Annotated in this window: 23 protein-coding genes and 1 tRNA gene; 9 read left to right on the plus strand and 15 right to left on the minus strand. The window is 55.2% G+C overall.

Features of this window, described 5'->3' with window-relative positions; translation table 11 throughout:
- Positions 1-30: 30 nt before the first annotated feature.
- A complete protein-coding gene (gene lysM / locus ASD8599_RS14305) occupies positions 31-459 on the minus strand; it encodes a peptidoglycan-binding protein LysM (protein WP_108829156.1) in 429 nt (142 codons plus the stop codon).
- A 68-nt stretch (positions 460-527) separates the two neighbouring features.
- Complete coding sequence (locus tag ASD8599_RS14310; protein WP_108829157.1) at positions 528-2,342, minus strand: ABC transporter transmembrane domain-containing protein; 1,815 nt, start codon at positions 2,340-2,342, stop codon at positions 528-530.
- Between the two features lie 239 nt (positions 2,343-2,581).
- Between ASD8599_RS14310 and ASD8599_RS14315 the strand changes: the two genes are divergently transcribed.
- On the plus strand, positions 2,582-3,307 hold the full coding sequence (locus ASD8599_RS14315; RefSeq protein WP_108829158.1) for a hypothetical protein: 726 nt from the start codon (positions 2,582-2,584) through the stop codon (positions 3,305-3,307).
- Between the two features lie 48 nt (positions 3,308-3,355).
- On the opposite strand, the gene ASD8599_RS14320 is transcribed toward ASD8599_RS14315, so the two are convergent.
- Positions 3,356-3,429 (minus strand) — tRNA-Gly (locus ASD8599_RS14320).
- A gap of 257 nt (positions 3,430-3,686) precedes the next feature.
- Here ASD8599_RS14320 and ASD8599_RS20305 point away from each other — a divergent pair.
- Complete coding sequence (locus ASD8599_RS20305; RefSeq protein ID WP_181364496.1) at positions 3,687-3,845, plus strand: hypothetical protein; 159 nt, start codon at positions 3,687-3,689, stop codon at positions 3,843-3,845.
- Between the two features lie 35 nt (positions 3,846-3,880).
- On the opposite strand, the gene ASD8599_RS14325 is transcribed toward ASD8599_RS20305, so the two are convergent.
- The 4 genes from ASD8599_RS14325 to ASD8599_RS14345 form a co-directional block, all read right to left on the minus strand.
- Entirely contained in the window at positions 3,881-4,621 is a 741-nt protein-coding gene (locus tag ASD8599_RS14325) for a maleate cis-trans isomerase family protein (RefSeq protein WP_108829159.1), read from the minus strand.
- On the minus strand, positions 4,618-5,652 hold the full coding sequence (locus tag ASD8599_RS14330; protein ID WP_108829160.1) for a pyridoxal-phosphate dependent enzyme: 1,035 nt from the start codon (positions 5,650-5,652) through the stop codon (positions 4,618-4,620). The genes ASD8599_RS14325 and ASD8599_RS14330 overlap by 4 nt, the downstream gene beginning before the upstream one ends.
- Before the next feature lie 387 nt (positions 5,653-6,039).
- On the minus strand, positions 6,040-8,280 hold the full coding sequence (locus ASD8599_RS14340; RefSeq protein WP_108829162.1) for a xanthine dehydrogenase family protein molybdopterin-binding subunit: 2,241 nt from the start codon (positions 8,278-8,280) through the stop codon (positions 6,040-6,042).
- Between the two features lie 4 nt (positions 8,281-8,284).
- A complete protein-coding gene (locus tag ASD8599_RS14345) occupies positions 8,285-8,743 on the minus strand; it encodes a (2Fe-2S)-binding protein (RefSeq protein ID WP_108829163.1) in 459 nt (152 codons plus the stop codon).
- Positions 8,744-9,015: 272 nt separating this feature from the next.
- On the opposite strand from ASD8599_RS14345, the gene ASD8599_RS14350 reads away from it, so the two are divergent.
- Positions 9,016-9,474 carry a CreA family protein gene (locus ASD8599_RS14350; RefSeq protein ID WP_108829164.1) on the plus strand — a complete coding sequence of 153 codons (459 nt, stop codon included), beginning with the start codon at positions 9,016-9,018 and terminating at the stop codon, positions 9,472-9,474.
- Between the two features lie 59 nt (positions 9,475-9,533).
- On the opposite strand, the gene ASD8599_RS14355 is transcribed toward ASD8599_RS14350, so the two are convergent.
- From ASD8599_RS14355 to ASD8599_RS14375, 5 genes are all read right to left on the minus strand, one after another.
- Complete coding sequence (locus ASD8599_RS14355) at positions 9,534-10,646, minus strand: S-(hydroxymethyl)glutathione dehydrogenase/class III alcohol dehydrogenase (protein ID WP_108830205.1); 1,113 nt, start codon at positions 10,644-10,646, stop codon at positions 9,534-9,536.
- Positions 10,647-10,724: 78 nt separating this feature from the next.
- Positions 10,725-11,504, minus strand: a complete 780-nt coding sequence (locus tag ASD8599_RS14360; RefSeq protein ID WP_108829165.1) for an IclR family transcriptional regulator — start codon at positions 11,502-11,504, stop codon at positions 10,725-10,727.
- A gap of 78 nt (positions 11,505-11,582) precedes the next feature.
- On the minus strand, positions 11,583-12,947 hold the full coding sequence (locus ASD8599_RS14365) for a TRAP transporter large permease (RefSeq protein ID WP_108829166.1): 1,365 nt from the start codon (positions 12,945-12,947) through the stop codon (positions 11,583-11,585).
- Complete coding sequence (locus ASD8599_RS14370) at positions 12,947-13,618, minus strand: TRAP transporter small permease (RefSeq protein ID WP_108829167.1); 672 nt, start codon at positions 13,616-13,618, stop codon at positions 12,947-12,949. Before ASD8599_RS14370 ends, ASD8599_RS14365 begins: the two co-directional genes overlap by 1 nt.
- Positions 13,619-13,734: 116 nt before the next feature.
- Positions 13,735-14,967, minus strand: coding sequence for a TRAP transporter substrate-binding protein (locus ASD8599_RS14375; protein ID WP_108829168.1), 1,233 nt, complete (start codon positions 14,965-14,967; stop codon positions 13,735-13,737).
- Positions 14,968-15,074: 107 nt separating this feature from the next.
- On the opposite strand from ASD8599_RS14375, the gene ASD8599_RS14380 reads away from it, so the two are divergent.
- The 6 genes from ASD8599_RS14380 (at position 15,075) to ASD8599_RS14405 (ending at position 22,388) form a co-directional block, all read left to right on the plus strand.
- Positions 15,075-16,670: a GMC family oxidoreductase gene (locus ASD8599_RS14380; protein WP_245926054.1), complete on the plus strand. Its 1,596-nt coding sequence runs from the start codon at positions 15,075-15,077 to the stop codon at positions 16,668-16,670.
- A gap of 85 nt (positions 16,671-16,755) precedes the next feature.
- Positions 16,756-17,133 carry a rhodanese-like domain-containing protein gene (locus ASD8599_RS14385; RefSeq protein WP_108830206.1) on the plus strand — a complete coding sequence of 126 codons (378 nt, stop codon included), beginning with the start codon at positions 16,756-16,758 and terminating at the stop codon, positions 17,131-17,133.
- 405 nt (positions 17,134-17,538) lie between these two features.
- Positions 17,539-18,579, plus strand: coding sequence for a TRAP transporter substrate-binding protein (locus ASD8599_RS14390; RefSeq protein WP_108829170.1), 1,041 nt, complete (start codon positions 17,539-17,541; stop codon positions 18,577-18,579).
- 96 nt (positions 18,580-18,675) lie between these two features.
- Entirely contained in the window at positions 18,676-19,473 is a 798-nt protein-coding gene (locus tag ASD8599_RS14395; protein ID WP_108829171.1) for a TRAP transporter small permease subunit, read from the plus strand.
- 5 nt (positions 19,474-19,478) lie between these two features.
- On the plus strand, positions 19,479-20,924 hold the full coding sequence (locus ASD8599_RS14400) for a TRAP transporter large permease (protein WP_108829172.1): 1,446 nt from the start codon (positions 19,479-19,481) through the stop codon (positions 20,922-20,924).
- 9 nt (positions 20,925-20,933) lie between these two features.
- The gene (locus ASD8599_RS14405; protein WP_108829173.1) at positions 20,934-22,388 is read left to right on the plus strand and encodes an aldehyde dehydrogenase family protein; all 1,455 of its coding nucleotides are present in this window, start codon (positions 20,934-20,936) and stop codon (positions 22,386-22,388) included.
- Here the strand turns inward: ASD8599_RS14405 and ASD8599_RS14410 are convergent.
- From ASD8599_RS14410 to ASD8599_RS14420, 3 genes are read right to left on the minus strand one after another with little or no spacing between them, the layout of a single operon-like run.
- On the minus strand, positions 22,385-23,329 hold the full coding sequence (locus ASD8599_RS14410; protein ID WP_108829174.1) for a formylglycine-generating enzyme family protein: 945 nt from the start codon (positions 23,327-23,329) through the stop codon (positions 22,385-22,387). The genes ASD8599_RS14405 and ASD8599_RS14410 overlap by 4 nt on opposite strands.
- Positions 23,326-25,155 carry a hypothetical protein gene (locus ASD8599_RS14415; RefSeq protein ID WP_108829175.1) on the minus strand — a complete coding sequence of 610 codons (1,830 nt, stop codon included), beginning with the start codon at positions 25,153-25,155 and terminating at the stop codon, positions 23,326-23,328. Before ASD8599_RS14415 ends, ASD8599_RS14410 begins: the two co-directional genes overlap by 4 nt.
- Positions 25,152-26,120 (minus strand): DUF4123 domain-containing protein, encoded by a 969-nt coding sequence (locus ASD8599_RS14420; protein ID WP_108829176.1) that lies wholly within the window; start codon positions 26,118-26,120, stop codon positions 25,152-25,154. Before ASD8599_RS14420 ends, ASD8599_RS14415 begins: the two co-directional genes overlap by 4 nt.
- Between the last annotated feature and the right edge of the window lie 41 nt (positions 26,121-26,161).

Genomic DNA, 26,161 nt, shown 5'->3' on the forward strand with positions numbered 1-26,161 from the left:
CGGCCTTCTGAAATTTTGACAGGATCAACCTTAGGCTTGCGGGATACGCAGCATCTGGCCGGGATAAATCTTGTCTGGATGGCTCAGCATTGGCTTGTTGGCTTCGAAGATTTCCTCGTAGCGTGCGCCATTGCCAAGTGTTTTTGACGAAATGGCCCAAAGCGTGTCGCCCTTTTCGACCGTGTGGAAAACTGGTTCACCAGCACTTGGCACGCTGTCTTCAACGGCAGCCACGCCTTCCACATTGCCCACAGCCAAAATGACTTTTTCTTTCATTTCCTGGCTAACGGCTTCGCCAGACACTTTGACCTTGTCGCCTTCGACAGTGATCTCCATACCGGATGCGTCCAAGCCCAGTTCTTTGATTTCATCTTGCAACGCTGCACCGTCGACTTCGGCGTCACCGCCGCCCCCGAACAAGCTTTTGCCGCTGTCTTTTACAAAACTCCAAAGACCCATAATCAACACTCCCATTTTTTTTGTGTTGGCAAAGCCTATCCCCGATCCGCGTCGGGTGGAAAGGGGAATTATTCTGCAGCCATCCCATCGGTGAATTGCAGGCGCGCCAAGCGTGCGTACAGCCCGTCCTCGGCCACCAACGCTTCGTGTGTGCCGGTGGCGATGATGCGCCCTGCATCCAGAACAACAATTCGGTCTGCTTTTTTAACAGTGGCCAAACGGTGCGCCACAATCAACGTTGTGCGGTCCGCGCTCAGTTGATCGACAGCCGCTTGCACCGCCCGTTCGCTTTCCGCGTCCAAAGCCGATGTGGCTTCGTCCAACAGCAAGACCGGCGCATCGCGCAAAATGGCCCGCGCAATTGCGATACGCTGTTTTTGTCCACCCGACAGCATAACACCACGTTCCCCCAAGGGGCTGTCGTAGCCTTGCGGCAAACCCGCGATAAAGTCATGTGCCGCAGCCGCTTGTGCTGCGGCTTCAATATCCGCATCACTCGCATCCGGTCGCCCAAAGCGAATGTTTTCACGCGCGGACGTGGCAAAGATCGTCGGGTCTTGCGGCACAAGCGCAATGTGTTTGCGAAATTCGGACCGCTCCATCGCCGCCAAGTTCACGCCGTCCAGCAAAATACGTCCCTTTTGAGGGTCATAAAACCGCAAAAGCAACTGGATAATGGTGGTTTTCCCGGCCCCCGATGGGCCGACAAAAGCCACGGTTTCGCCCGGTGCGATATCCAGCGAAACCTCATCCAACGCTTGCACATTAGGACGCGCGGGGTAGGCAAAACCTATGTTTTCAAAGGCAATTTGCCCCCTTACAGGAGACGCCAAAGCGTCCGGCGCGTCCGCATCCTGAACACTGTCGATGGTTTGCAGCAACTCAACAAGTCTCTCTGTAGCGCCCGCGGCGCGTTGCAATTCGCCCCAAATCTCGGACAAGGCCGCAACCCCGCCTGCCACCATAACCGCATAGATCACGAATTGGATCAAAGCCCCTTGGGTCATTGCCCCCGCGCGCACATCATTGGCCCCAATCCACAAAACGCCCACGATGCCGGTGAACACCAAGAAGATCACAATGACCGTCATAGCGGCCCGTGTCGTGATACGGCGCAGCGCCGCACCATAGCTTAGCTCGGTAACATCGGCGAATTGGCTGCGGCTGGCATGTTCATGCGTAAAGGCCTGAACGGTCTGCACCGCGCTTAATGCCTCGGATGCGTTGCCGGAAGAAGCAGCAATCCAGTCCTGGTTTTCGCGGCTGATCACACGCAGACGGCGTCCCAACACAAGGATCGGCACCACGACGGCAGGCACAATCAACAGCACCAAAGCCGCCAGTTTCACCGACGTCAAAAACATCAATGCCAAGCCACCCACAAATATCAGCAAGTTGCGCAATGCAATCGACACAGACGATCCAATCACGCTTAGGATCAATGTGGTGTCCGTCGTGATGCGACTTAAGACTTCGCCGGTCATGATTTTCTCATAGAAGGCAGGCGACATGCCAATGACACGATCAAACACAGCCTTGCGGATGTCTGCCACCACCCGTTCCCCTAAACGTGTGACCAAGGCGTAACGCAAACCCGTGCCTATGGCGAGAAGTCCGGCAATGCCCAAAGCCGCCAAAAAGTATTGATCCAGAATCGCGGTATCTTCGGTGCGGAAATTATCGACAACGCGGCGCACGGCCAAAGGCAAGGTCAAAGAAATCACGGCTGTGGCGACAAGGGCTGCAATCGCCATCATCATCAAAACACGGTACGGGGCCATGAAGGGCCACAACGCGCGCAGTGCGCCTATCTCTTTGGATTTTTCGCGTTCTTCATTGCCCGCAGCGGCTGGGGGCGGGGCTTGGGTCGTTTGATCAGACATGCGCACTCTCTTGACGTTCATAGGTTCATGGCCTTGCAGACATGTTAGGTCAAGCGGACAGTTCCGCCCGAGGGCCGGGCACCCAAGCGGCAAAAAGCCTCATGTCGTCGCTGTGACGCATCCCAAAATCGTCCCCAAATTTATTCAAAATTGTCACCAATTGCCCCAATTGGGTCATATTGTTTCGATACATCCACAATCATCAGGCACTTAACGCCCTCTGAATACTGGATTTTATCATGTCTCGCCTCACTCGTTCCGTTTCCGTCTTTGTCATTTTTGCAATAGCCGGGTGCACACAAAGCCAAACAGATGGCTTTGGGTTTGTCGCACGACAGAACACAGGGTTCGAGACACAGGTTGCACATTACGATGTGGTCGCTCTAACAGATCAGACCGCGCATCTGGACGTTCTTATGCAGGACGTCGTGCGTAAATCGACACGCAAAGGCATTGCAATGGGGGCCGCTGTAGGCTGCGGTTTGACTGTCTTATCCGCAAGCAACGCCCAGAATTGCGTTGCGGGCGCTTTGGTTGGTGGCGCAACGGGTGGCATCATTGGCAACGCCGCCGGAAAACGCGATGTGGCACGACGTGTTGAATTGGTTTCAGCCAACGCTTTGACCAAAAGTATTCGCAAAACCAATGACCAGATGGAAACCATCACAATCGATTTGCCGCGCAGTCTGGCCGCCCAAGACATCGAATTGGCAGATTTGGCGCGCGAGAAGGCAAAAGGAAACATCAGCGCAGATGCGTATGATGAACGCCTGAATCAAGTGCGTGCAGATCGTCAAAAATTAGTCGAAGCCCTAACGATGACTGCCGCCCAAGCCAAAGCCGCAACAAAGAACCTTGAGCACGCGACAGCGCAGGGGCAAACAGGTCTTGATTGGCACATGAGCGCCACCAATCAGTTGGCCCGTGATGTGGCGTCTGCGCGATCACAAATCACGCTGTTCTGATTGGTCAGAAAAAGACGTTCGGACTGTTTCGGGTGTAGGGGACTTTTTTGGAGCGGGCGGCGGGAATCGAACCCGCGTCATTAGCTTGGAAGGCTAAGGTCTTACCACTACACAACGCCCGCGCTCATGGTGCAGGTAAGCCATCGCCCAAGAACCGTCAAGACCTGACACAGCAAGAACCCTGCGCATTTCACTTTTGCCGGGCAGACGGAACACAACCACATGTTGCCCCGTCATAGCCCGCGCGCGCAGCGTCCGCACATTTTGATTTCCCGAGCATTGCAGTCAACGCAAGACGGCTTTGCACTTGCGGCACTTTTCCACGCTGCAGTGCAGCACTATCTGCCAATCAACGTAAAATGATAAAACGAGATTGACCATGACACGCATCCTCAAAGCTTTGCGCACCCGCTTTTCGACACCATCCAGCCTGCAAACGCATATGGCTGTTCACGGCTTCAACGACGCCGAATTTGCAGATCGCGGCATGAAGCGCACCGACGTGGCCCGCATGATCATGACAAACGCTGCTTGGTGATAAAACGCCAATAGCTGCAAATACAGAACCGGCGGCTAACCCGCTGGATGTGCTGCAATCAATTGTCCGGGCCCGATGATTTGGGCCTGGCCAAGCTGCGCCATATGCCATGCCAGCACCAAATTGCTGCTTAGGACTGGAATGCCTAAAATGGCCTCTAGCGGTGCTATGACATCCAAGGTGCGCAAATTGGTGCAGGACAAAAACACCGCATCCACTATTTGGCCCCGACACAGATCGACAGCCGCCGCTTCGATTGACGCTGCATCTATTCGGACAACTTTTGCTTCTTCATCTTCGTCGAAACTGCCAAATATTGGCGTTTCGATACCATTTTGGTTCAGTGTATCACGCAATCTCGCCGATACATCGGCCACGTAAGGCGATAAAAACGCAAGTTTCTTCACCTTCAACGCGCGACAAGCGGCAACCAATGCACTTAGCGGGTCCGTGACAGCGCCGGTATCTGCCCCTGCCCCAACCAATTCGGCAATGCGCCCAGCCCCGATTTGTGCGGTACCGGATGTGCACCCATATCCGATTGCACCATACCGCAAAGCCGCAGGCAAAAGGGCCGCGGACTGCGTAACATGTCCTGCCATCGCTTGCAGCGTTTCCGGCGTCACACTGACCCCGCTGGGAACGCGACTGACGTAGGGGGCACGATCGCCCAGCAGACGCCGCATATCCCCTTCAATCGTTTCATCAGTTTGCAGAACAACCAGCCCCAACGGGGCCGCAGCATCCTGCGCAAGGGTGTAGGTGTAGCGCGTCATGCAGGCCCTTCGCTTAGAATGCAGAACACCCGCGACGCGGCATCCAGTTTTAATGCGTCGCGGTGCGCATCCGCCTGCAACAACGCGGCGATCCCAGCAGCCCCGGACGCACTGGCCGCAATACCATTTTGCACGGTTGCTTGTGCGCCTTCAGCCCCTTCTTGTTCTGTCAATGTCACGAACGCATCTGCGTCACGTGAAAGCCCTTTCAGCGCAATCAAAGACGCTTCCTTGCAGTCCAACCGCCCCATGTCGGACACACCGCCTAGGGTCACGACAAAAGCGCCGGCTTTGATCGACGCCACCAATGCAGGCGCTTGATCAGGTTCGACCACAACAATAACAGGATCGTCCCCCCATGTTTTGCGCGCCATTGCCGCACAGGCCCCAGCAAGGCCGCCAACGCCAGCTTGCAAGAAAATATGTGTGGGCGCTTGCGGCATTTGCGCAATCGCTTCTGCCATCAAAACAAGGTATCCTTCCATCACGCGGAAAGGCCGATCCGTATAGCCGGGCCAAGAGCTGTCGGACAACAAGATCCAGTCGTTGTCCTTTGCAGCTTTCGCCGCTGCAGCCATGCTATCCTCATAAATGTCGCCTTCACGGCGGACTTCAGCCCCGATCGACCGCAATCTTTCCGCGAAGCTTTCAGGTACTGATTGTGCAATATAAACCACAGCATTTGCACCAAAGGCGTCTGCCCCTGCGGCCACTGACATCCCGTGGTTGCCAGCACTTGCTGTGACATAGGTGTTATTGGACACATCCGCCCCCGCCGCATCATGCGCAATGACATATGCTGCCCCCAACGCCTTGAAGCTGCCCAACCCCATTCGGCTCCGTTCGTCTTTCAACCACAGATTTTGTACGCCTGCTTGAGCGGCCAGCTCATGCGCGTCCAGCAGTGGTGTCTGTGCGGCATGCGGGCATTTATCCAGAAGGCTTTGCACGGCTTCAACGTCTGTGCTGGGTGTCGGAATAGCATCCAGACCAGAAACAGAACGGCGGGGGGTGTTTAGCAAAATATCCATGCCCCCACAGACTGCCAGAAACGACTTCGGTCAAGTGATTTTTCAAATTAGCAGTAGACGGCTAAGAATGGGGGCGGGCCATTACAGCCCGCCCCTAGGCTCAGGACCCATTAATCTTAATGCCTCAGCGCGATTTTCACGAAATATCGGAGTCTTGGGACGTGACGATAAGAGTGGTTCTCTTTTCAAGCGGCTCAAGACGCTGAGATGTCGCCCCTTTGGGGCGCAGAGATGAAGTGAAAATCGCGTCTCCGATTTCCCTGATTTGGCCCGTGACTATCGTTGCATCTGCTTGAAATAGAACCACTATTCCCGCGCAACTGCGCCTCATCACGAACCAAATCAGGAAAACTGAGGTATTAAGATTAATGGGTCCTGAGCCTAACTTCATACGAAGTCGATGAACTTGTTCATTGGCATCTCGCGGATGCGTTGCCCCGTTGCCGCGAAGATCGCATTGGACAAGGCTGCAGCAGCCGGAGGCACCATGGGTTCGCCCATGCCGCGCACCTGATCTGCGTTTTCCAGTCCGGCAACTTCGATGTTGGGAACCTGATACATGCGCATGGCTTCAAAGCTGTCGTAGTTGTCCTGTTCGACCATTCCATCGGAATAGGTAATTTCTGACAGAATGGCGTGGCCAAGGCCCCAAACGACCCCACCTTGCACCATGTTTTCGAAGTTTACAGGATCAACCACTGTTCCGACGTCGGCTGCGACCCAGACATTATCAAGCCGGATGCCATCCTCGGTCGCGGTCACCTCCACCACTTCGGCGGTGGGCACGCCAAAGGACATGCAGAACGCGACGCCGCGTCCTTGATTGGCGGCTAGAGGAGCGCCCCAGTTGGACATGTCAGCGACCTTTTCCAACACCTTGCGGGACGGATCATGCCAGCAAAGGCGCAAACGCTCTGCCATCGGATCAGCACCTGCGGCGTGGATCAATTCATCCAGAAATACGTCGTGGAAAAAGCCGTTGGACGACGCGCCAACCGACCGCCAACTGGAAATCGGAGCAAGCTCAGGCGCACGGTAGCCTGTCACCCGATAGTTGGGAATGCGCATCGGCTGTTCCCAGGCACCTGCCACAATCTGCGTATCGGGTCCCGGCACGCTTATCCCTTGGCGCCCCATCTGGCTTGCGATCACCGATGGCATGGCTATGCCCAAATCAAAGCTTTCCACTTGGCCGTTTTTAACCGTCCCGCGCCCCCGCGCCATAGCGATTTGACGGGTGTCATTGTGCGTCATGTCTTCTTCGCGGCTGTAGGTCAACTTTACAGGCGTGCCTTTCATTTTCACCGCGATTTCGGCGGCTTCCTGAACAACACGCGCTTCCAGCCGGTGGCCAAAGCTTCCGCCCATCATCAACATGTGAATGTGGACGTCATCTTTGTCCAAGCCCGTGATATCGGCTACGTTTCCGCGCAAAAAGCTGGGAATTTGGGTGCCTGTCCAAACGTCCGCACGATTGTCTTGCACAAGCACAGTCGCCGATAATGGTTCCAGCGGTGCGTGGGCCAGATAGGGGGCGCGGTATTCTGCCTCGATGACATCGCCAGTATCCAAAGCCGCCTGAACGTCACCTTCGTCTTTCATGGTGCTGTCCACACGGTCCGCAACAAAACTGTCGGACAAAGTTTGCCAGTGATCTTCCATTTCCGCAGGATAAGGCGCCGCGTCCCACTCGATTTCGATTGCGCTTGCCGCTTGAATCGCGCGCCATGTGTTGTCTGCGATCACGGCCACGCCGGTGCTGATTTCAAACACCTGACTGACGCCGCGCATCGCTTTTGCGTCCGATGCATCAAATTTTTGCATCGCGCCGCCACGGCGCGGATTGGTGCGTACTGTGGCGTGAACCATGCCATCAAGCGTAAAGTCGATGCCATAATCTTGCGTCCCTGTGGACTTTGGCACGATATCAAGCCGTTGCGTTGTCTTGCCCATCAACCGCCATGTGGAGGGATCGCGCAATTGCACTTCATCGACAGGGTCCAAAGTGCCCGCAATTGCCGCCAATTCCGTATAAGGCAGCGACGTGCCATCGGGCAAAACAACAGCGCCCTTAGAGGTCCGTAGATCGGTGAGGGCCACACCGGTTTTTTGCGCAGCAGCCGCCTTTAGTGTTTCGCGGGCGACTGCACCTGCAACGCGCAATTTGGTGAAACCGTCAGGGACGGTCGTTGAGCCACCCGTGATATCCATCCCGAGAAACTTCATCATCGCATCCATGACACCGCGCATGGAGTTGGCCGTGAAACTGTCATTGGTCGATGGGAAGGGGGCTGCTTCTTGCGCCAAAGCCGTGTTGTAGTAGGCCCGCGATGGAACCCCCGGATCGACTTTGATCTGATCAAGCTCCACATCCAGCTCTTCTGCAATCATAATCGCCTGAACCGAATAGGCCCCCTGCCCGCTGTCCGCACGCGGCGTGATCAACGTGATTCCGTCCGCATCAATTTTGACGTAAGCCGTCAGTGCGGTTTCGCCGTCAGCCAGCCCCTTCAAAAGCGGGTTCGCGACTGGTTTCTTGTAGGCATAGTAGCCGAACGCAACGCCGCCCACGATCGCGGCCGATCCGATCAAAAAGGTACGGCGGGCAATTTTTCCAATTTTACTCATGATCTTATGCCCTTTCCATTTTCGCAGCGGCCGATTTCACTGCGGCGCGAATACGGGGGTACGTGCCGCACCGACATAAATTGGACGACATGGCATCATCGATATCGGCGTCCGTCGGGTTTGGGGTCTGGGCAAGAAAAGCGGCCGCCGCCATGATCTGGCCTGACTGGCAATAGCCGCATTGGGCAACTTGATGTTCGATCCATGCCTCTTGCACAGAGTGCAACGCATCAGGGTTGCCCAACCCTTCGATGGTTGTGATCGGGCTTTCCACATCTGCGGCACTGATCTGGCAGGATTTCACGGCTTCACCGTCAATATGCACTGTGCATGCACCACACTGCGCGACGCCACATCCGTATTTAACGCCTGTGATCCCAATCTCATCGCGCAAGACCCAAAGCAGGGGCATGTCGTCTTCGACATCCACATCGTGATTGGTTCCGTTGACCGTAAGTTGCATTTGCGCCCCTCCTGAATGCTGTTGGATCATACATAAGGCACCAGCGAATAAGAAAAACCTGCATTTCACGCCAATGGACTTGCAGAACGCGACGTCGGTTTCATCATCGACTTAAATTGGAACTTTTTGCACGGCAGGGTGTTGTCTTGATGAACGGCGGGTGCCCATCGCCAGCCAAACATCAAAAAGGAAATACTATGAACCGTCTCATCTATATCATCGGTCTTGTCGTCGTCATTGCAGTGATCCTGTCCTTCTTGGGCCTGCGTTAAATGCTTCGCCCGTTAAGCGGCGTGTGTGCTGTGCTGGCTATTGCTGGCAGCACAGCGACAGCCGAAGAGGTGGGCAATGTCGACGTCGACTGGCTTGGGAACGGTATCGTCATAGAAGCCTTTGCAGACCCCGACGTCGAAGGCGTGACGTGCCATGTCGCTTACTTTGAGCGCGGCGTGATTGACCGTTTGCAAAACGGAAATTGGTTCGAGGACCCGTCGAATTCATCTATCGCGTGCCGTCAAACAGGCAAGATCAAGATCGGCGACATCGACCGGTCCGACGATGGTGAGAACGTCTTTTCCGAACGACGGTCTATTGTTTGGAAGTCGTTGCGCGTCCGTCGCATCTTTGATGAATCCAATCAAACACTGATCTATCTCGCGCACGCCCGAGAGGTGCAAAACGGCTCTGCCAAGATGTCCGTATCGACAGTGCCCCTGTTCCAAAACCCCTAACAAAAAACGCCGCCAGCACAGTGCAAGCGGCGTTTTTCCTGTGCGCAGTGTGGCGCTTTTTAGAACTCGACAACCGCGCGAATGGATTTACCCTGATGCATCAAATCAAAGCCGTGGTTGATCTCGTCCAACGTCAATTTGTGCGTGATCATCGGATCGATTTCAATTTTTCCGTCCATGTACCAATCGACGATTTTGGGAACGTCCGTGCGACCCTTGGCCCCGCCAAAAGCTGTGCCGCGCCATGAACGGCCTGTGACCAATTGGAACGGACGGGTCGAGATTTCAGCGCCTGCAGGAGCCACGCCGATGATGATGCTTTCGCCCCAACCTTTGTGGGACGCCTCAAGCGCTGTGCGCATCACGTTGACGTTGCCTGTGGCGTCAAAGGTATAGTCCGCACCGCCACCTGTCAGCTCCACCAGATGGGCCACCAGATCGCCCTCGACTTTGGAGGGGTTCACGAAGTCGGTCATCCCGAAATGTTCGCCCATGGTGACTTTGTCGTCGTTCAAATCCACACCCACGATCTGGTCGGCGCCGGCCAGTTTCAGGCCCTGGATCACGTTTAGACCAATGCCGCCCAGCCCAAACACGATCGCGCGGCTGCCGATTTCAACTTTGGCTGTGTTGATGACAGCGCCGATGCCCGTGGTCACGCCGCACCCGATGTAGCAGATTTTGTCAAACGGTGCGTCTTTGCGCACCTTGGCCAGTGCGATTTCGGGCACAACCGTGTGGTTGGCGAAGGTCGAGCAGCCCATGTAGTGGTAGATCGGGGTGCCATCCAACATGGAAAAGCGGGTAGAGCCGTCAGGCAGCAGGCCTTGACCTTGGGTGGCGCGCACCTTTTGACACAGGTTGGTTTTGGGGTTCAGGCAGTATTCGCACTCGCGGCATTCCGGCGTGTAAAGCGGGATCACGTGATCGCCAACTTCCAGCGTTGTGACGCCTTCCCCGACTTCGATCACAACGCCCGCGCCCTCATGGCCTAAAATGGCCGGAAAAATGCCCTCGGGGTCATCACCGGAACGGGTAAATTCGTCGGTGTGGCACAGACCTGTGGCTTTGATCTCGACCAAGACTTCGCCTTTGCGTGGTCCGTCCAGATTCACTTCCATAATTTCAAGTGGTTTGCCAGCGGCAACGGCAACAGCAGCACGGGTGCGCATCATCAGTTTTCTCCCAAAAACGGTATGTATTGGGCATGATCAAGGCCAGTCGCGGCCTGCATTGTCAAGACATCCGACCTAATTCAGTAGCAATTCAGACAGTTTTTCAGCGCCTTCCCGAAGCGTCGGCAGGTGCTGTTGAATTTGCTCAAGCGACAATCGCTGCATCGGGGTGTGCGCAGACAGGGTTGAGACCAGTCGCCCCTGATCGTCCAGAATGGGCACTGCGACGGCAACCATGCCTTCCATAAATTCTTCGTTGTCCGTGGCATAGCCGCGTTTGCGGGTCGCACTTAGTTCTGCCTTCAACGCACTTGGGTTTGTAATGGTTCTTGCAGTTCGCGCTTCCAGAACCTGCGCGTTCAAAAAGCGGTCAATGTAGCGCGGGTTCAGTGAACTGAGGTACATTTTGCCAGATGCTGTGCAGTGGAAGGGCACCTGCGTGCCGATGGGCAACTGGATGCGCAGCGGCCATTTTGTTTCGATGCGGTCAAGGTAGATCATGCCGTCGCGATCAGGAACGGCGATGTTGCAGGTCTCTTCGACGCTTTCCACAACCGAATTCAGGATCGCCAGACGCACGGTGCGCAACCGTTGTGAGCTAAGTGTGTTGACAGACAACCGACGCAAACGCGGGCCCGGACCGTAACTGCGGCCATCAATGTCGCGTTGCAAAAAGCCTTCGGATTCGGCGGTGTGGAAGAGGCGGTGAACTGTGGGTTTGGGAAGCCCAAGTGCTTCAACAAGATCGGCGGGGGTGACCGGAACGCCAGCCTTTGCAACCTCTTCAAGAAGCAACAGCAGTCTCAGGTTTGTCGGAATTTGCCCCGGCTTGCCCGAGGTATCTTCGGCAGTCATTCACGCTTCCCACTTTGTCAGAACACTGGCCAGCAAAACCGGCCAGTGCGTTCTTTATAGGTCACTCACGTCATGTGTCTATCGTGCCATCTGTGCAGGCAACCAAGTTGCGAGTTCGGGCACCAAGGCAACAAACAGCCAGACCGCAATCAGCGAAACCAGATACATCGTCGAGTACCGCAGAAGCCGGAAGTAAGGAACCCCGGTCACACCAGACGCCACGTAAAGGTTCAGACCGTAAGGCGGCGTGATAAAGCCGATCGACGCCCCCACAAGGAACACAACCGAGAAGTGGATCGGATCAACGCCAACGCTGGCCGCAATTGGTGCCAGGATCGGTGCAAGGATGATTGTGACAGGCAGGGATTCAAGGATCATCCCCGACACAAACACGATAGCCATAGACGCAAACAGCACCGGATAGTAACCGCCCATACCGCGCAACAGCTCTCCGATGACTTCGGACGCACCAAGCGCCCCAAGAACCTGTTGCATCACGATAGACACCGCGATCAAAGGCGTCAGGATGCCCGCAATCTGTGCAGACCGCACAACCACCGCTGGCACATCACGCAACCGGAACCCTTCAACAACAACCATCGCCGCAAAGGGTTTTTCATCAACTGGTGCAGACTGGTCCACCCCCATCAGTTTGTTCAGCGGGTAGCTGATCACACCGACGATGATCCCGAAGCCAACAGTAACCCCTGCCGCCTCAGTCGGTGAAAATTTGCCCGTGTAGATGCCCCAAAGCACCAATCCGATGGCGAAGAAGCCAAGCCAAGCGCCGACAGCCGTTTTGAACACGCGAAACGGTGACAAAGCGATCAGGATGCCCCACTTGTTGATGGTGGACACGATGAAGCACATTGCCATCATCGCAAAGACCATCAACGACCCGGGGATGATCCCCGCAATGAACAGATCCGAGATCGGCAAGTTCATCAAGAAGCCATAAACGATGAAGATGATCGACGGTGGGATGATGATCCCAACAGTCCCGCCCGCCGCAGCCGTCGCCGCAGAAAAGCGTTCATCGTAACCACCGTTTGTCATTTCGGGGTGCAACATCGAACCGATTGTGGCCGTTGTGGCAGAGTTTGACCCCGAGATCGCGGCAAACAAGCCGCAAGCCCCGATGGCCGCCATCGCCAGACCACCGCGCAGCCAACCAAGGCAGGCATAGGCAAAGTCCGATAATCGTTTGGCGATCCCTGATTTGTTGATCAGATCCCCTGTCAGAATGAACAAAGGCATCGCAAGCAGCGCAAAGCCGTCTTTGAACACGTTCAGCAATTCGTTTCCTGCGTTGTCCAAGGTCAGGCCAATCACAAGGCTACAGCCCACGGACCAGTAAAAGATCACCAGCAAAACCGGTGTTCCCAACATAAACAAGACCGTTACAGCCAGAGAAATAAGTGTAATCCACGTTCCATCGGTCATTACGCTTCTCCCCCGATTACCGCTTGTTCAATCAGCTTTTCGTTGTTGCGGAAACGGCCAAGATCAATCAACGCGTTGCTCAGAACGCGGCCCGCCATCATGATGAAACACAAAGGCATCGTTATGATAAACCACCAGCGCATGACGCCGTCGGTCCCCAGAACAATCTGGAAGTTGTCATAGGTGTTGACCGTGATCCGCGACATGGTTGTCACGCAGATGATGCAGAAGATGAACCAAAGTACATTGTCCATCAACAGGCTATAGTACTGCCCCTTGTGGCTGAATTTGGTGCGAAATTCGCTAAAGCTGAGGTGTGTGCGCAGTTTCACATTATACGAACATCCGTACCACGACATGATCATAAAGATCAGCGGCGGGATGGTTGTCGACCACGGCACCTGACTGGAAAAGACAAAGCGCTGGATCACACCGACAAAAATGATAAGCGCAATAAGAATATAAGCCGTCACAGCGACAGTGCGCTCAAGGTGACGATCCAGAAACGGAAACGCCTTGTACAAATAGTGCACAGCAATCGCGCCAATAACAGTAAGCGGGCCAAAAACCAGCCACGCTGCATCTGATCGATACGCTTGTGTAACCTTGAAATTAATATCGCCACTCAACGTCGCGGTGACGATGGTGACCATGTCTGACCAGATCGACATCTGGCGTCCCTCCCTATGATTTCGTTTCGCCCACCATGCCGCTTAAATGCGATCTTTGGGACAAAAAAACCGGCCCGAAATCTCGGACCGGCTGATTTTAGACGTGAAGCCGGTATTTAGGCTTTCCACCAGCGACGTGGTTCCACGTTCTCTGGCAGTGTATCGCCATCGATTGTACGCACTTCGTCGTAGATTTCTTGGTACGTGTCCGCACCACCTTGCCAGCCGTTGATGCGCTCGCGCCATTCTTCCCACAGCTGTGGTTGGAATTCGGGTGAGCACATTTCCTCGGCTTTTTTCTTCTCTTCGGCAGACAAGAATGCGTTACGCACGTTGTTTTGCGCGAAGATCGTGCCTGGAAGCTGTGGATCGGATTGACCAACAGTTTTGACCAAAGCTGCTTCGTTTGCGGCTTGGACGTGCGTTTGGGCCCAGTAGGAAGCTTCCATCACTTCGTCTTGCAATTCGCCGGACAGACCGTCGAAGACGCCTGCGTTCATCGCCGTGTGCTCTGTGCCGCAGAAGAAGTCGAGGTGAACAGACTGGGACACAACAGGTGACATGTTGGCGTATGCCACGGCCGAAGCCCATGTTTCCGCGCCATCAATCAGACCTTGCTTCAGACCATCAAGTGTTTCTTCCCATGCAACCGGAACCGGGTTCAGGTTCAAAGCCGTCATCGCGATGCGACCCAGCTGAGTGCCAGTAACACGGTTTTTTGTGCCTGCGAGTTGGTCGATGGATGTGACTGTTTCTTTGTCTTCCCATGCCAGACCCAACTGGATGCCGCGCAATTCAGCGTGGGAGAACAGGAATTTCAGACCATGGCGACGCTCATAAGGCTCACGCAAAAGCGCTTGGGACTTAGGAGAGTACAAGAAGTGGTATTGGTCCGCACGGTTACGGAACATGTACGCGTAGTCCAGAACGTTCAGGTACGGCGCACCGCCCGCTGAGTTCTGTGTAGACGCCGCATAGATGTCGATGATGCCCTGCTGGCATTTCTCTACGCAAGATACCTGACCACAGATTTGGTTGTCGCCGATGAACTCGACGCGAATCTCACCGTCTGTGCGTGATTCGAGGTCACGTGCAAATTCCAATGCGCCCGCACGTTCGATCAAAAGGTTGCGTGCGTTGAAGCCAGCCGCGCCAAATTTCAGCGTGTGCTTTGGTTCTTTTGCGAAGCGTTTCTCATATGTGGATTCTGCCGCAGACGCCAAGTTTGCAAGGCTCATCGCCCCACCGAAGCCACCTGCCGCCATGAGCGTCGAGCTCATGCCGTAGCGACCCGCAACCCGGAACAGATCCCGGCGCGAGATACCCGCTAACTTATTTCCCGTAGACATGACAATTTCCTCCCGTTTGTCAATTATTGAGACTTTTAGTTTCAAAAAACTGTAGTATGACAAAACCAATCTGTATAGGGTTAATTCGAACCAAGGGAGGATATTTTGTGGAAGCGGACTATATTGTAGTAGGCGCAGGCTCTGCGGGTTGCGTTTTGGCGAACCGCCTCAGCGCCAATCCGGCCAACAAAGTCGTGTTGCTGGAAGCCGGTGGCCGTGACATCAATCCGTGGATCCATATCCCCGTCGGATACTTCAAAACGATACATAACCCCAATGTAGACTGGTGTTACAAAACAGAACCTGACCCTGGTCTGAACGGCCGTTCCATCGAATGGCCCCGTGGTAAGGTTCTGGGTGGGTCTTCTTCATTGAATGGTTTGCTTTACGTACGTGGACAACCACAAGACTACGACCGCTGGGCGCAAATGGGCAATAGCGGATGGTCTTGGGACGACGTTTTGCCGTTGTTTAAGAAAAGCGAAAACAACGAACGTGGTGCCGATAAATATCACGGCGACAAAGGCGGATTGTCGGTGTCGAATATGCGTATCGAGCGCCCGATCACGGACGCATGGGTCGCGGCAGCCCAGGCTGCAGGCTACAAATTCAATCCCGATTACAACGGCGAATCACAAGAAGGCGTCGGCTTTTTCCAACTCACCGCACGGAACGGGCGCCGGTGTTCGTCGGCAGTGGCCTTCCTTAATCCAGTGAAATCCCGCGACAATCTACACATCATCACCCGCGCCCTTGTTCAAAAGGTCAATATCGAGAACGGCGTGTGCACCGGCGTCACCTACACAGACAAAGGCGGCGTGGAACACACCATAAAAGCCAATCGAGAAGTCATTCTAAGTGGCGGAGCCATCAATTCACCGCAAATCCTGATGCTGTCCGGTGTTGGCGAAGCCGCACAACTGCAAGAGCACGGCATAGAAGTCAAAAAAGACCTTCACGGGGTGGGCAAAGCAATGCAGGACCACTTGCAAGCGCGCCTTGTCTACAAGTGCAAGGAACCCACTTTGAACGATGAAGTGTCCAGTCTTTTGGGCCAGGCCCGCATTGCGTTAAAGTATGCCACGTCACGCACGGGCCCCATGGCTATGGCCGCCAGCCTTGCGACTGGCTTTATGAAAACCCGCGAAGACCTGGAAACACCCGATGTCCAGTTTCATGTGCAGCCGTTGTCGGCAGAAAACCCAGGCAAAGGTGCTGACAAGTTTTCGGCCTTCACCATGTCCGTGTGCCAATTGCGTCCGGAAAGCCGCGGTGAAATTCGCCTGCAAAGCGCTGATGGGAAGGTCTATCCCAAAATCATCCCCAACTATCTGTCCACTGAAACCGATTGCCGCACTGTTGTGGCGGGGGTCAATATTGCGCGAACCATTGCGCGGCATGCACCGCTGGATCAGAAAATCTCAACGGAATTCCGGCCTGATCCTGATCTGGACATCAACGACTACGACGCAACACTGGATTGGGCACGCAACAACACCGCGTCAATCTATCACCCCACCGGAACGTGCAAAATGGGATCAGGCAATGACGCAGTCGTGGATGACAAACTGCGCGTGCACGGGGTTAAGGGCCTACGCGTGGCGGATTGTTCGATAATGCCCGAAATCGTGTCCGGCAATACCAATGCACCGGCCATTATGATCGGCGAAAACTGTGCGAAAATGATTCTGGCAGGCACGTAAGTCTTCCTTTTTAATGCGCCAAGGATGCGGCGGCCCCGATAGGTCGCCCATTTTGCTTTTTGATCAAACGACGGAACTGTCCAACATGAAAACCTCAAAAGACTATATGGAAGATGCCAACGCGGTTGTGCCACGGATCGATTCTGCTGATGCCGTTGCCAAACATAGTGATGCAGCCAGCGTCTTTGTTGACGTCCGAGACAGCGCGTCCATCGCGCAAACCGGCACGATCGCAGGTGCACATCACATCCCGCGCGGTATGCTGGAATTCATCGCCGACCCCGCAACAGGCGCCTATAACCCTGCCCTGACAAAAGACGCCCCCATTTACCTGATTTGCGCGGCCGGCGGGCAAGCAGCCTTGGCTGGCAAAACGCTGACTGACATGGGGTACACGAATGTCACCAACATCGGCGGCATCTCGGGCTGGAAAGACGCAGGCGGCCCGATTGAAAGCGCTTGATCGCGCACTCAAGTCACCACTTACAAGGGAAAGTCGGGGCAATTGGCCCGACTCACCTAAACTAATGATCTTGCGATTTGCAGCCAAAAGTTAACACATTCCCACTTTGGCCAAATCTTTTTACCAAAACAGACGTTTTATCTTTCAGCCCACTTTTGGGTTTTTACGTTTTATTTCAAAGGCCTGACGTATATTTCGGCATGTTCTGTGCGAACTGGGTAATTTCATACCCCTTGCCAAGACCCCTGCTGTCGCCAAAAACTTAACCCGTGCGACGGGGGAGAAGTTTGTAGACAGCGCTTTAATGTATACGTTAACGTATTCATTGCGATCTGACCCAAATCAAAGAGGTCACTGACCCAACGACATCATCGGCCAAAATGGTCACCTAGGGAGGAATACCAAATGAAAACCAACTTTATCGCAGCCGCTGTCGCGGCCACGGTTGCCGCAACCGGCGCTATGGCCCAAGACACGCTGGAAATGACATCTTCATTCCCATCAAGCCTGCCCATTCTTGGCACAGCTTCCGTGGACTTCAAGGATCGCCTGAACTCGATCTCGACAGATGTCCAAATCGAACACTTCGATCCCGGCAAACTGGTTCCGACACTTGAAGCACTGGACGCTGTGTCCAACGGTTCTGTTGATGCGGCGTTTGCGACATCCGGCTACTGGCAAGGCAAAATCAAATCCGCTTCCCTTTTCGCGGCTGTGCCTTTTGGTCCCGAAGCTGGCGAATTCATGGGCTGGATCCTGTATGACGATGGTGCAGAGCTTTGGCAGGGCATGTACGACCAAGCGGGTTACGACGTCAAAGTCATGCCATGCGGTATCATCGCGCCAGAAACCTCCGGCTGGTTCAAGAACGAAATCAACGGTGTGGCTGACCTGGAAGGCCTGAACATGCGCTTCTTCGGCCTTGGTGCGGAAGTTATGCAGCGTCTGGGCGTGTCCACGTCCCTGTTGGGTGCGGGCGACATCTTCCCGGCGCTGGAACGCGGTGCAATTGACGCCACGGAATTTTCCATGCCGCGCATCGACGCGCGTTTGGGCTTTCACAAAATCGCCAAATACAACTACTTCCCTGGCTGGCACCAGCCATCCACGTTGTTTGAGCTGATTGTGAACATCGACGTCTGGGAAGACCTGTCCGAGATTGCACAAAACCAGATCGAGACAGCTTGCTTGGCCAACGTGACAACATCTTTGGCCGAAGGCGAAGCCACCAACTACGCGGCGATGGTCGAGAACTCCGAAACAAATGGCGTTCAAATCAAGCAGTGGTCCCCAGAAATGCTGGAACTGTTTGAAAGCACATGGAACGAAGTTGCGGCTGAGCTGGCAGCGGAAGACGAGTACTTTGCAAAAGTCTGGGCTGATCTGGCAGAGTACCGCGAAGGCTACAAAATCTGGTCCAACAACATCTACCTGCCACGCAAGTAACTGCGATGCTTGAACAATTGAGAGGCGGCACTTTCGGGTGCCGCCTTTTGAATAAAAAAAGACCCGTCGCCACTGACCGGTTTGAGGAGTGAGAGCATGACACAGAAAACAGACCCCCAAGAAGAGCTAACAGTTGATGCCGTCTTGGCGATCAGCGATCCCGGCGAGGTCGACCGCGACCAACACGGTGTCTTTGATCGTTTGATGATCAATGTGGGCAACGTGGTGGCCTGGGCGTTTCCGCTTTTGATGTTGGCCATCGTCTCTCAGGTATTTTTGCGCGGCAACGGCTTCAACCAGGCCTGGTTGGACGACGCCCAATGGTGGATCTACGGCTTTGCCATGCTGACCGCCTTTGGCTATGCCATCACAACATCCAGCCACGTGCGGGTTGATATTTTTCACGAACATTACAGCCCAGAAAAGAAGGCCCGCATCGAAGTCTTTGCACTTGGATGGTTGTTGATGCCGTTTCTGGGCATCATGTTCGACACGCTGTTCCACTACGCCATCGCGTCGATCGTCGCAGGTGAAGGGTCGGACAGCCCCAACGGCCTGCACCGCCTGTATTTGTTGAAAGCCTCCCTGCCCCTATTGTTTGGCGTGTGCATTTTGGCGGCCTACGCGGTCATGATCCGCAATTTGCGCGTCATCAAACCCGTCAATCTGTGCACTGTGATCGTGGGTATGTTGCCTATGGCGATCTTCGTCGCGTGGCGCGTCGTGGTTTATGTCATGTACTGGTTTGTCTATCTCACAAACGCCGACATCAAGCCGCGTCGCATCTTGCGCGAACCGATGTTCGAGTACGCACTTTGGGTCGCTATCGTCTTGGTGGCGCTACTTTATCTTGTCGGATTTATCCGCAATCGTTCTGTTCAGGCTAAGGGTTAAATCACATGCAGCTGTTGTCCCTTATCGACTTTCTGACCCTGAACGAATGGTTCGTCCTGATCATTTTCCTGACGTTCATTGCCATGCTGTTTCGGGGCATCCCCGTGGCTTACGCCTTGGTCGGTGTGTCCCTGATCTTTATCGTGCTGGCCATTTTTGTGCTGGACCCAAACAAAACCGGTATCCGCGAATATATCGAATATGACGACACACGTATCAGCTACAAAAAGATGGGGGCTGCAGCGGGCAGGTTCTTTGGCGGGGTTATCAAAAACCCTGTTCTGGTCGCTTTGCCGATGTTCATCTTCATGGGGCTGATGCTGGATCAATCCGGCGTTGCCCAGCGCATGATGCGGTCGATGCAGGTGCTGTTTGGCGCGTTGCGCGGCGGGCTGGCCCTGTCAGTGATGTTGATCGGTATCATTCTGGCGGCCTCTACCGGTGTGATCGGCGCGTCCGTTGTGTTGCTGGGTGTCATGGGCCTGCCCGCGATGATGGAACAAAACTATTCCAAATCCATCGCCACAGGCACCATCGCCGCCTCTGGCACACTTGGCATTTTGATCCCGCCATCCATCATGCTGGTGATTATGTCGGATCAGCTGTCCATCAGCTTGGGCGATTTATTTATGGGGGCGCTGTTCCCCGGCCTATTACTTGGCGCACTCTATATTACCTTCATCGTGATTTACGGCGTGCTGCGCCCGTCCGCGATGCCAGTGCCTGAAAATCGTGAACCCGTGACAGGCAAGATTATTGCAGAAGTCGCCTTGTCCGTGATGCCGCCGATGGCGCTGATTTTGGTGGTTTTGGGCTCGATCTTTTTCGGGTTCGCCACCCCGACCGAAGCTTCGGGCCTTGGCGCATTGGGCGCTATGGTACTGGCGATCTTGAACCGCAAGCTAACCTACACCGTGTTTCGCGATGTGATGCGCCAGACGTTAAACACATCAGGCTACATCGTTGGCATTTTCATCGCCGCCAACTTCTTTGCCTATGTGTTGCGGCTGTATGGCGGGGACGAGACGATCAAACATATGATCGCGGGATCTTTCGACAACCCGTATATGATCGTGATCTTTATTCTGTTTATCGTCTTTCTACTCGGATTCCTGCTGGATTGGATCGAAATCACCTTGATCATCATGCCACTGGTGTTGCCCGTTGTTCTGGGCCTTGATCTGGCTGTGGACGGCTTTGGTGTTGTGGATGATCCGCAGATCGTGTGGTTTGCCATTCTGGTGGCGGTCACTTTGCAGACGTCGTTCCTGACACCACCTGTTGGCTTCGCACTGTTCTATCTGAAAGGCGTGTGCCCCCCCGGCGTCACGCTGGGACATATCTACAAAGGCGTGATCCCCTTCGTGCTGTTGCAGTTGTTCGGCTTGTTTATCGTGTTTGAATTTCCTTGGCTGGTGACATGGTTGCCAGCGGTGGCCTACGCGAACTAAGGTCGCGCCATGACAGTCAAACCTATGAACATCGACCCCACGCTGTGCTTTATCGGCGGTGCGTGGGAACCCTCACGTGGCGGCCAGACATTGCCTTTGATCAACCCGTCCGATGGCGCAGCCCTTTGCAACATCGCGCGGGGGGCACCCGAAGATATCGATGCAGCCGTTCAAGCCGCGCAAGCAGCACTCGACGGTACATGGGGCAGACTGCCAGCCTTTGAACGGGGCCGCGTTCTGGCGCGGATCGGGGAAGAGGTTCTGAAAAACATCGACCATCTCACACAGTTGGAATCGATGGATGTTGGCAAGCCCTTGACCCAAGCGCGCAACGATGTGGTGGCTTTGGCCCGCTACATGGAATTCTACGCGGGTGCCGCCGACAAAATCCACGGCGAAACCATCCCGTTTCAGGACGGCTACACCGTTTACACCCTGCGCGAGCCGCACGGCGTAACCGGACATATCGTGCCATGGAATTACCCGATGCAGATCATCGGGCGCTCTGTCGGGGCGGCTTTGGCGATGGGCAATGCTTGCGTTCTAAAACCCGCCGAAGAAGCCTGTTTGACGGCGCTGGCGTTTGCACAAATCTGCAAGGACGCAGGTCTGCCGGACGGTGCGTTGAACGTGGTGCCGGGCCTTGGGGCTGAGGCAGGTGCCGCACTGACCGCGCACAAAGGCGTGCATCACATGTCCTTCACGGGCTCTGTGGGTGTTGGTAAAATTATCCAAGAAACCTCTGCCGCCAATGCTGTCCCTGTCACGTTGGAACTGGGGGGCAAATCCCCGCAGCTTGTGTTTGACGATGCCGATCTGGATGCGGCCCTGCCGTTTTTGGTGAATGCGGGGCTGCAAAACGCGGGCCAGACCTGTTCTGCCTCCTCGCGCATCCTGGTGCAACGCGGTGTCTACGAGGCCGTCGTCCAGCGCATGGGAGACGCCTACAAGGCGCTGAACGTCGGTCCGGCATCAGATGATCTGAACGTAGGCCCGCTGATTTCAAACCGCCAAAAGGGCATCGTGGACGGGTACATCGCCAAGGGCCATGACCTGCGGCTTGTCGCCCAAGCGTCAATTTCATCCAACGCCCCTGAAGGCGGCGCTTATGTGGCCCCGACCCTATTCGCAGATGTCCCGCCAGATCACTTGCTTGCGCAGGAAGAAATATTCGGCCCTGTTCAGGTGATTATCCCTTTCGACACCGAAGACGATGCTGTGCGTATTGCGAATGGCACGGACTTTGGTTTGGTCGCATCCGTCTGGACCCTTTCGGGGGCGCGTCAAATGCGGTTGGCCAAACGGCTTCGCGCGGGTCAGGTGTTCTTGAACAACTACGGCGCTGCGGGTGGCGTTGAGCTGCCCTTTGGCGGCGTCGGCCTATCAGGTCACGGACGCGAAAAAGGGTTTGAGGCACTTTACGGCTTTTCCACCCTGAAAACGGTGGCCGCCCTACACGGTTAAAACGGCCAGACGTAAACCGTTGGAAAGCCAATCGCGTCAAGATCGGGCGCTGTGCCAAATCCGCTTTGTGCAGGGGCCTGTGTCACGTCCGCGACGCAGCGTGCCGTCGCATTGAACAAATACAATGTGTCGGCTTTGATCGCGCCGTATCGGGCCGCGTTATCAGACAAAGTCACAGTGTCGGCCGTCTTTGCAAACCCTTCAATCACCGCGCGGCTTGGGATCGTCTCATAGGCTGCGCTGGACACATTGCTGCCGCCCTTGGCGATCCGCACGCGGCCCATGTCACCGACCCATTCATACAAACCGTCGGCCATATTGTAGAACCCCATGGGGCTTGGCCCAAACACGCCGCGTGTGGCTGGATTGTTGCCTATGACCGTATCATGGGTGTTTTCGCCTTCCAGAAACTGACCGTTGTCTGTGGCATAGGGCGGTGTGCCACCGCGGGCGCGGGCGGCGAATTCCCATTCGTTTTCTGTGGGCAAACGCATGTTCAGACCGGAAACATCACCCAGCCAGTCGCAGAAATCCCGCGCTTCTGACCATGTCATTTCTGCTGCAACACCTGCTGTCCCACGTGAGGTTTGGGGCGACTTATACTGCGCGGGCCGTCCTGTGGCCGCAAGAAACATGTCAAAGTCTGCGTTGTCCGCTTCATGGGCCTGCAAATAATACGAAGGCAGCGTGACGTCCTTGCTTGTCTGGCTTTGGGACGCATCGCGCACCGGCAGGTCAATCCGGCTACCATCCGGCTTTTGCCACGTCACACTGTAGGTGCCGTTTCGAAAATCCCCGCCTTGCACATAGACAAGCTCTGCAAGGGTGCGGGTTTTCAAAGCCTCCAAGGCACGGCCCTGCATCATCCCAGGCAAAGCAACGGCCCCGATGCCTGCTGCAACCAAAGCCGCCGCCCCTGCGATGATAATTCCACGCGTCATGCGATGGTCTGCACGCGCACAGGCGATCCTGCATAAAGCGTTGTGGGCGGCAGGCTATTGATGGCCGCGATCAAAGTCGTGAATTTACGCTGTGATCCGCCGTCCATGATGTAGTTCAGACGTGCCAACCCGGCAGAGGCCGAAGACTTGCTGCCTGCCGGAGTGATGCGTTCCACAATTTTGTCCCACTCCGCTTTGGATTGCACTGTGCCGACAACCGTCAGAATGGCCGCTTCTTGGTGCTCTTCGAACGAGAAAGTGTAGGTTTCCGACAGGCGGTACAAGATGGCGCCTTTCGCTTCTGGCGGCGCAAAAATCAAAGCGCTCGGGCGGGCTTTGATCTTTTTCGCATAGTCTTCAGCCGCTTGCGGTTCCGAGAACAGTTTGGCGGTTGCAGACAACACTTCGCTGACCGCAAAGGCACCAAGACGGGCCAGATCAACGCCTTTTTCGATAGCGTACAACACAGCTGCAATGACAAAGTTGAACGCCCCTTCGTCGATAAATTCCAGATAGCTAAAATCGTTATCTTTCAGCTGGTTGTACAAATACATGATAAATTCGTACATCTTGTCGAACCCGATGGTGCCCGACAGGCTGCCTTTGGCCCCAAGCCCCACAACCAATTGCGCCTTACACTTGAAGATCAGCTTGCCACCGTCATAGGTGATCTTGAAATCGATCTGTGCGCCAACGCCGAAATTGCCCGCCAATGACGCACCGACTTCGATGATCGCCCCCCATTCCTTGTTGGTGACGGGCTGTCCGTCCACGATCAAACCGGGGTTCAACCATTCCAGCGCCCCCTTGACGCTGCCGCCAGCTTCCACCCCAGCAAAAGCCCCAAGTGCGGCTTCGCCCTTAACGCCAGCCATCGAGGGTTTGGCCAAGATAGAGCCATCGGGTTCAGCCTTGTATTCCACCCCTGCCGTGGCAAAGATACTGGCCCCTAACATGGCATGGGTTGCAAAGGTAAAGTGGCCGCGGAAATAACCGAAATTCAGTTCTTTTTGGCGTCCGTCTTCTGACGCTTGTGGTGCGCCATACGGGATCAGCGCATGCCAGCCATCGCGGTGTGGGGCATAGTAATTAAAGGTCGCTTTGGCCTCGGCCAGAATGGCACGTGCCTCTGCGTGGCCGGACATGCCAGCGCTTTTCTTTTTCGGGTTGTAGCCCAGGTTCACACCAAACCCTGCATAGGCCCGCAAAAGCTGTGCGCCTGCCGACAAATCAAACGTTGGCTCGGCATGGGAATAGGTCATGCTTTCGTTGACCGCGTCAATCCACTTGGCCCAGCTTTCGTCAAAGAGTTCCAGAATACCCGCGCTGACGCTGCCCTTGGCGATTTGGTTGCGGAAGGTGATGCCGCCTTGCAGGTCGTCCTTGACCTTGTTGCCGACCTCTTTGAAAGCCTCTACCAGACGCGACTTGGGCAGCTGGTCCCCTGAAGGCTGCAACATGTCCTTGCCGATGCGGTAGCGGCGCCAGTGGTTGGCCATCTTGTCGCTGCGCACCCGCGTCCAGCGTTTGCCTTTCAGCGAATACATCTGCACCAGATGCTTGTCGGGCAGGTGCACACCGGGCTTGACGTAGCTGTCGAGGGTTTTGGCCAAGGCCGCTTGCGCTTGCACGATCAGTTCAACGTCTTCTGTGTTGTTGGCTTGATCCAGATCCCCGAAAAGCCCGTCCATTTCACGGATTTCGGCGTTCACGCCAAGCAGCTCATCCCCCGCGAACAACAACACGTCGCTGTCGCCAACGGCAGCATCTCCGCAAGACGGGACGTAAAACAATTCAAAATCGCCACACTCAACGCAAACACTCATTGTACTATGTCCTCAAGGCCGTAATGGGCGGCCAACCGGTGGTTCAGGTACCCCAACGAATGGTCACCGCTGCGCACCGCATCCCAATAGGGTTGCAACGCACCCTCAGGCACGCGCCGCAACAGGTCGTGGGTCTTGATGACGGTGGGTTCGTTGTCATAGCCCGTCATCAGGATTTTGTAATAGGTGTCTGCACGCGCTTCGCGATCCGCCAGATCAGCGCCTGTTTTTAACGCCAAAGCCCGCGCCTGAATAAGATTGCGCATGTGGCGCAGATTATCACGCCGTGCTTTGTCCAGTTTGGGGCGTGCATGCAAGCCCTGTGCGTTTTGCGCCGTCACAGTAGGTGCCCTGACGCTGATTGCATCCCATTTTCCATCTTCCAGCGACGGCAAAAGATACGTCAGTTCCAGAACATGCGAAAAGAACGTCGCAATCTCTTGGTCACTGGACACCGCCAGCAACGCATCCAGATATCCCGGTTCCTGCATGCGAAACACCATCCGCACCCCGCCTTCATCCGGCAGCACAGTATAGTGGCGCAAATGGCCGCGCAAAGCTGCGATGTCCGCATGGCTGCGCAGCAAAATGCCACCGCCGTGCACCAACATATGGAAGGGATTGTCGTCGTCCGCGTCGAACGAGAAAAACTGCCGCGTGATGTCGCTGTCTGCTGTCAAACGCACCAGCCAAGGGGCAACCTGTTGTGTATCGTCATCGAAATCATCGAAATCATATAAGCAAACGTGATCCAGTTCGGCCTGACCCAAGCGGTCCAAAAGAAACGGAATTTTGCCCGCATCAAGCAATGCATACAGAAACTGGGGTGCGCTGCCTTCGGGAACATCAGGAAAAAGCCGCGTCTGCAGGCACTCGGGCACAAACACGCCCTCTTCACCAAAATCAGGGTCCGTCAGCGGGGTCATCCCTGCATCGACGTGATAATCCAACATTTTTTGTGTCATTGTCGCAATCTATAGCTGTGATCCGGCCAGTCCACTTATAA

Origin of the sequence: Ascidiaceihabitans donghaensis (assembly GCF_900302465.1) — a bacterium.
GTDB classification, from domain to species: domain Bacteria; phylum Pseudomonadota; class Alphaproteobacteria; order Rhodobacterales; family Rhodobacteraceae; genus Ascidiaceihabitans; species Ascidiaceihabitans donghaensis.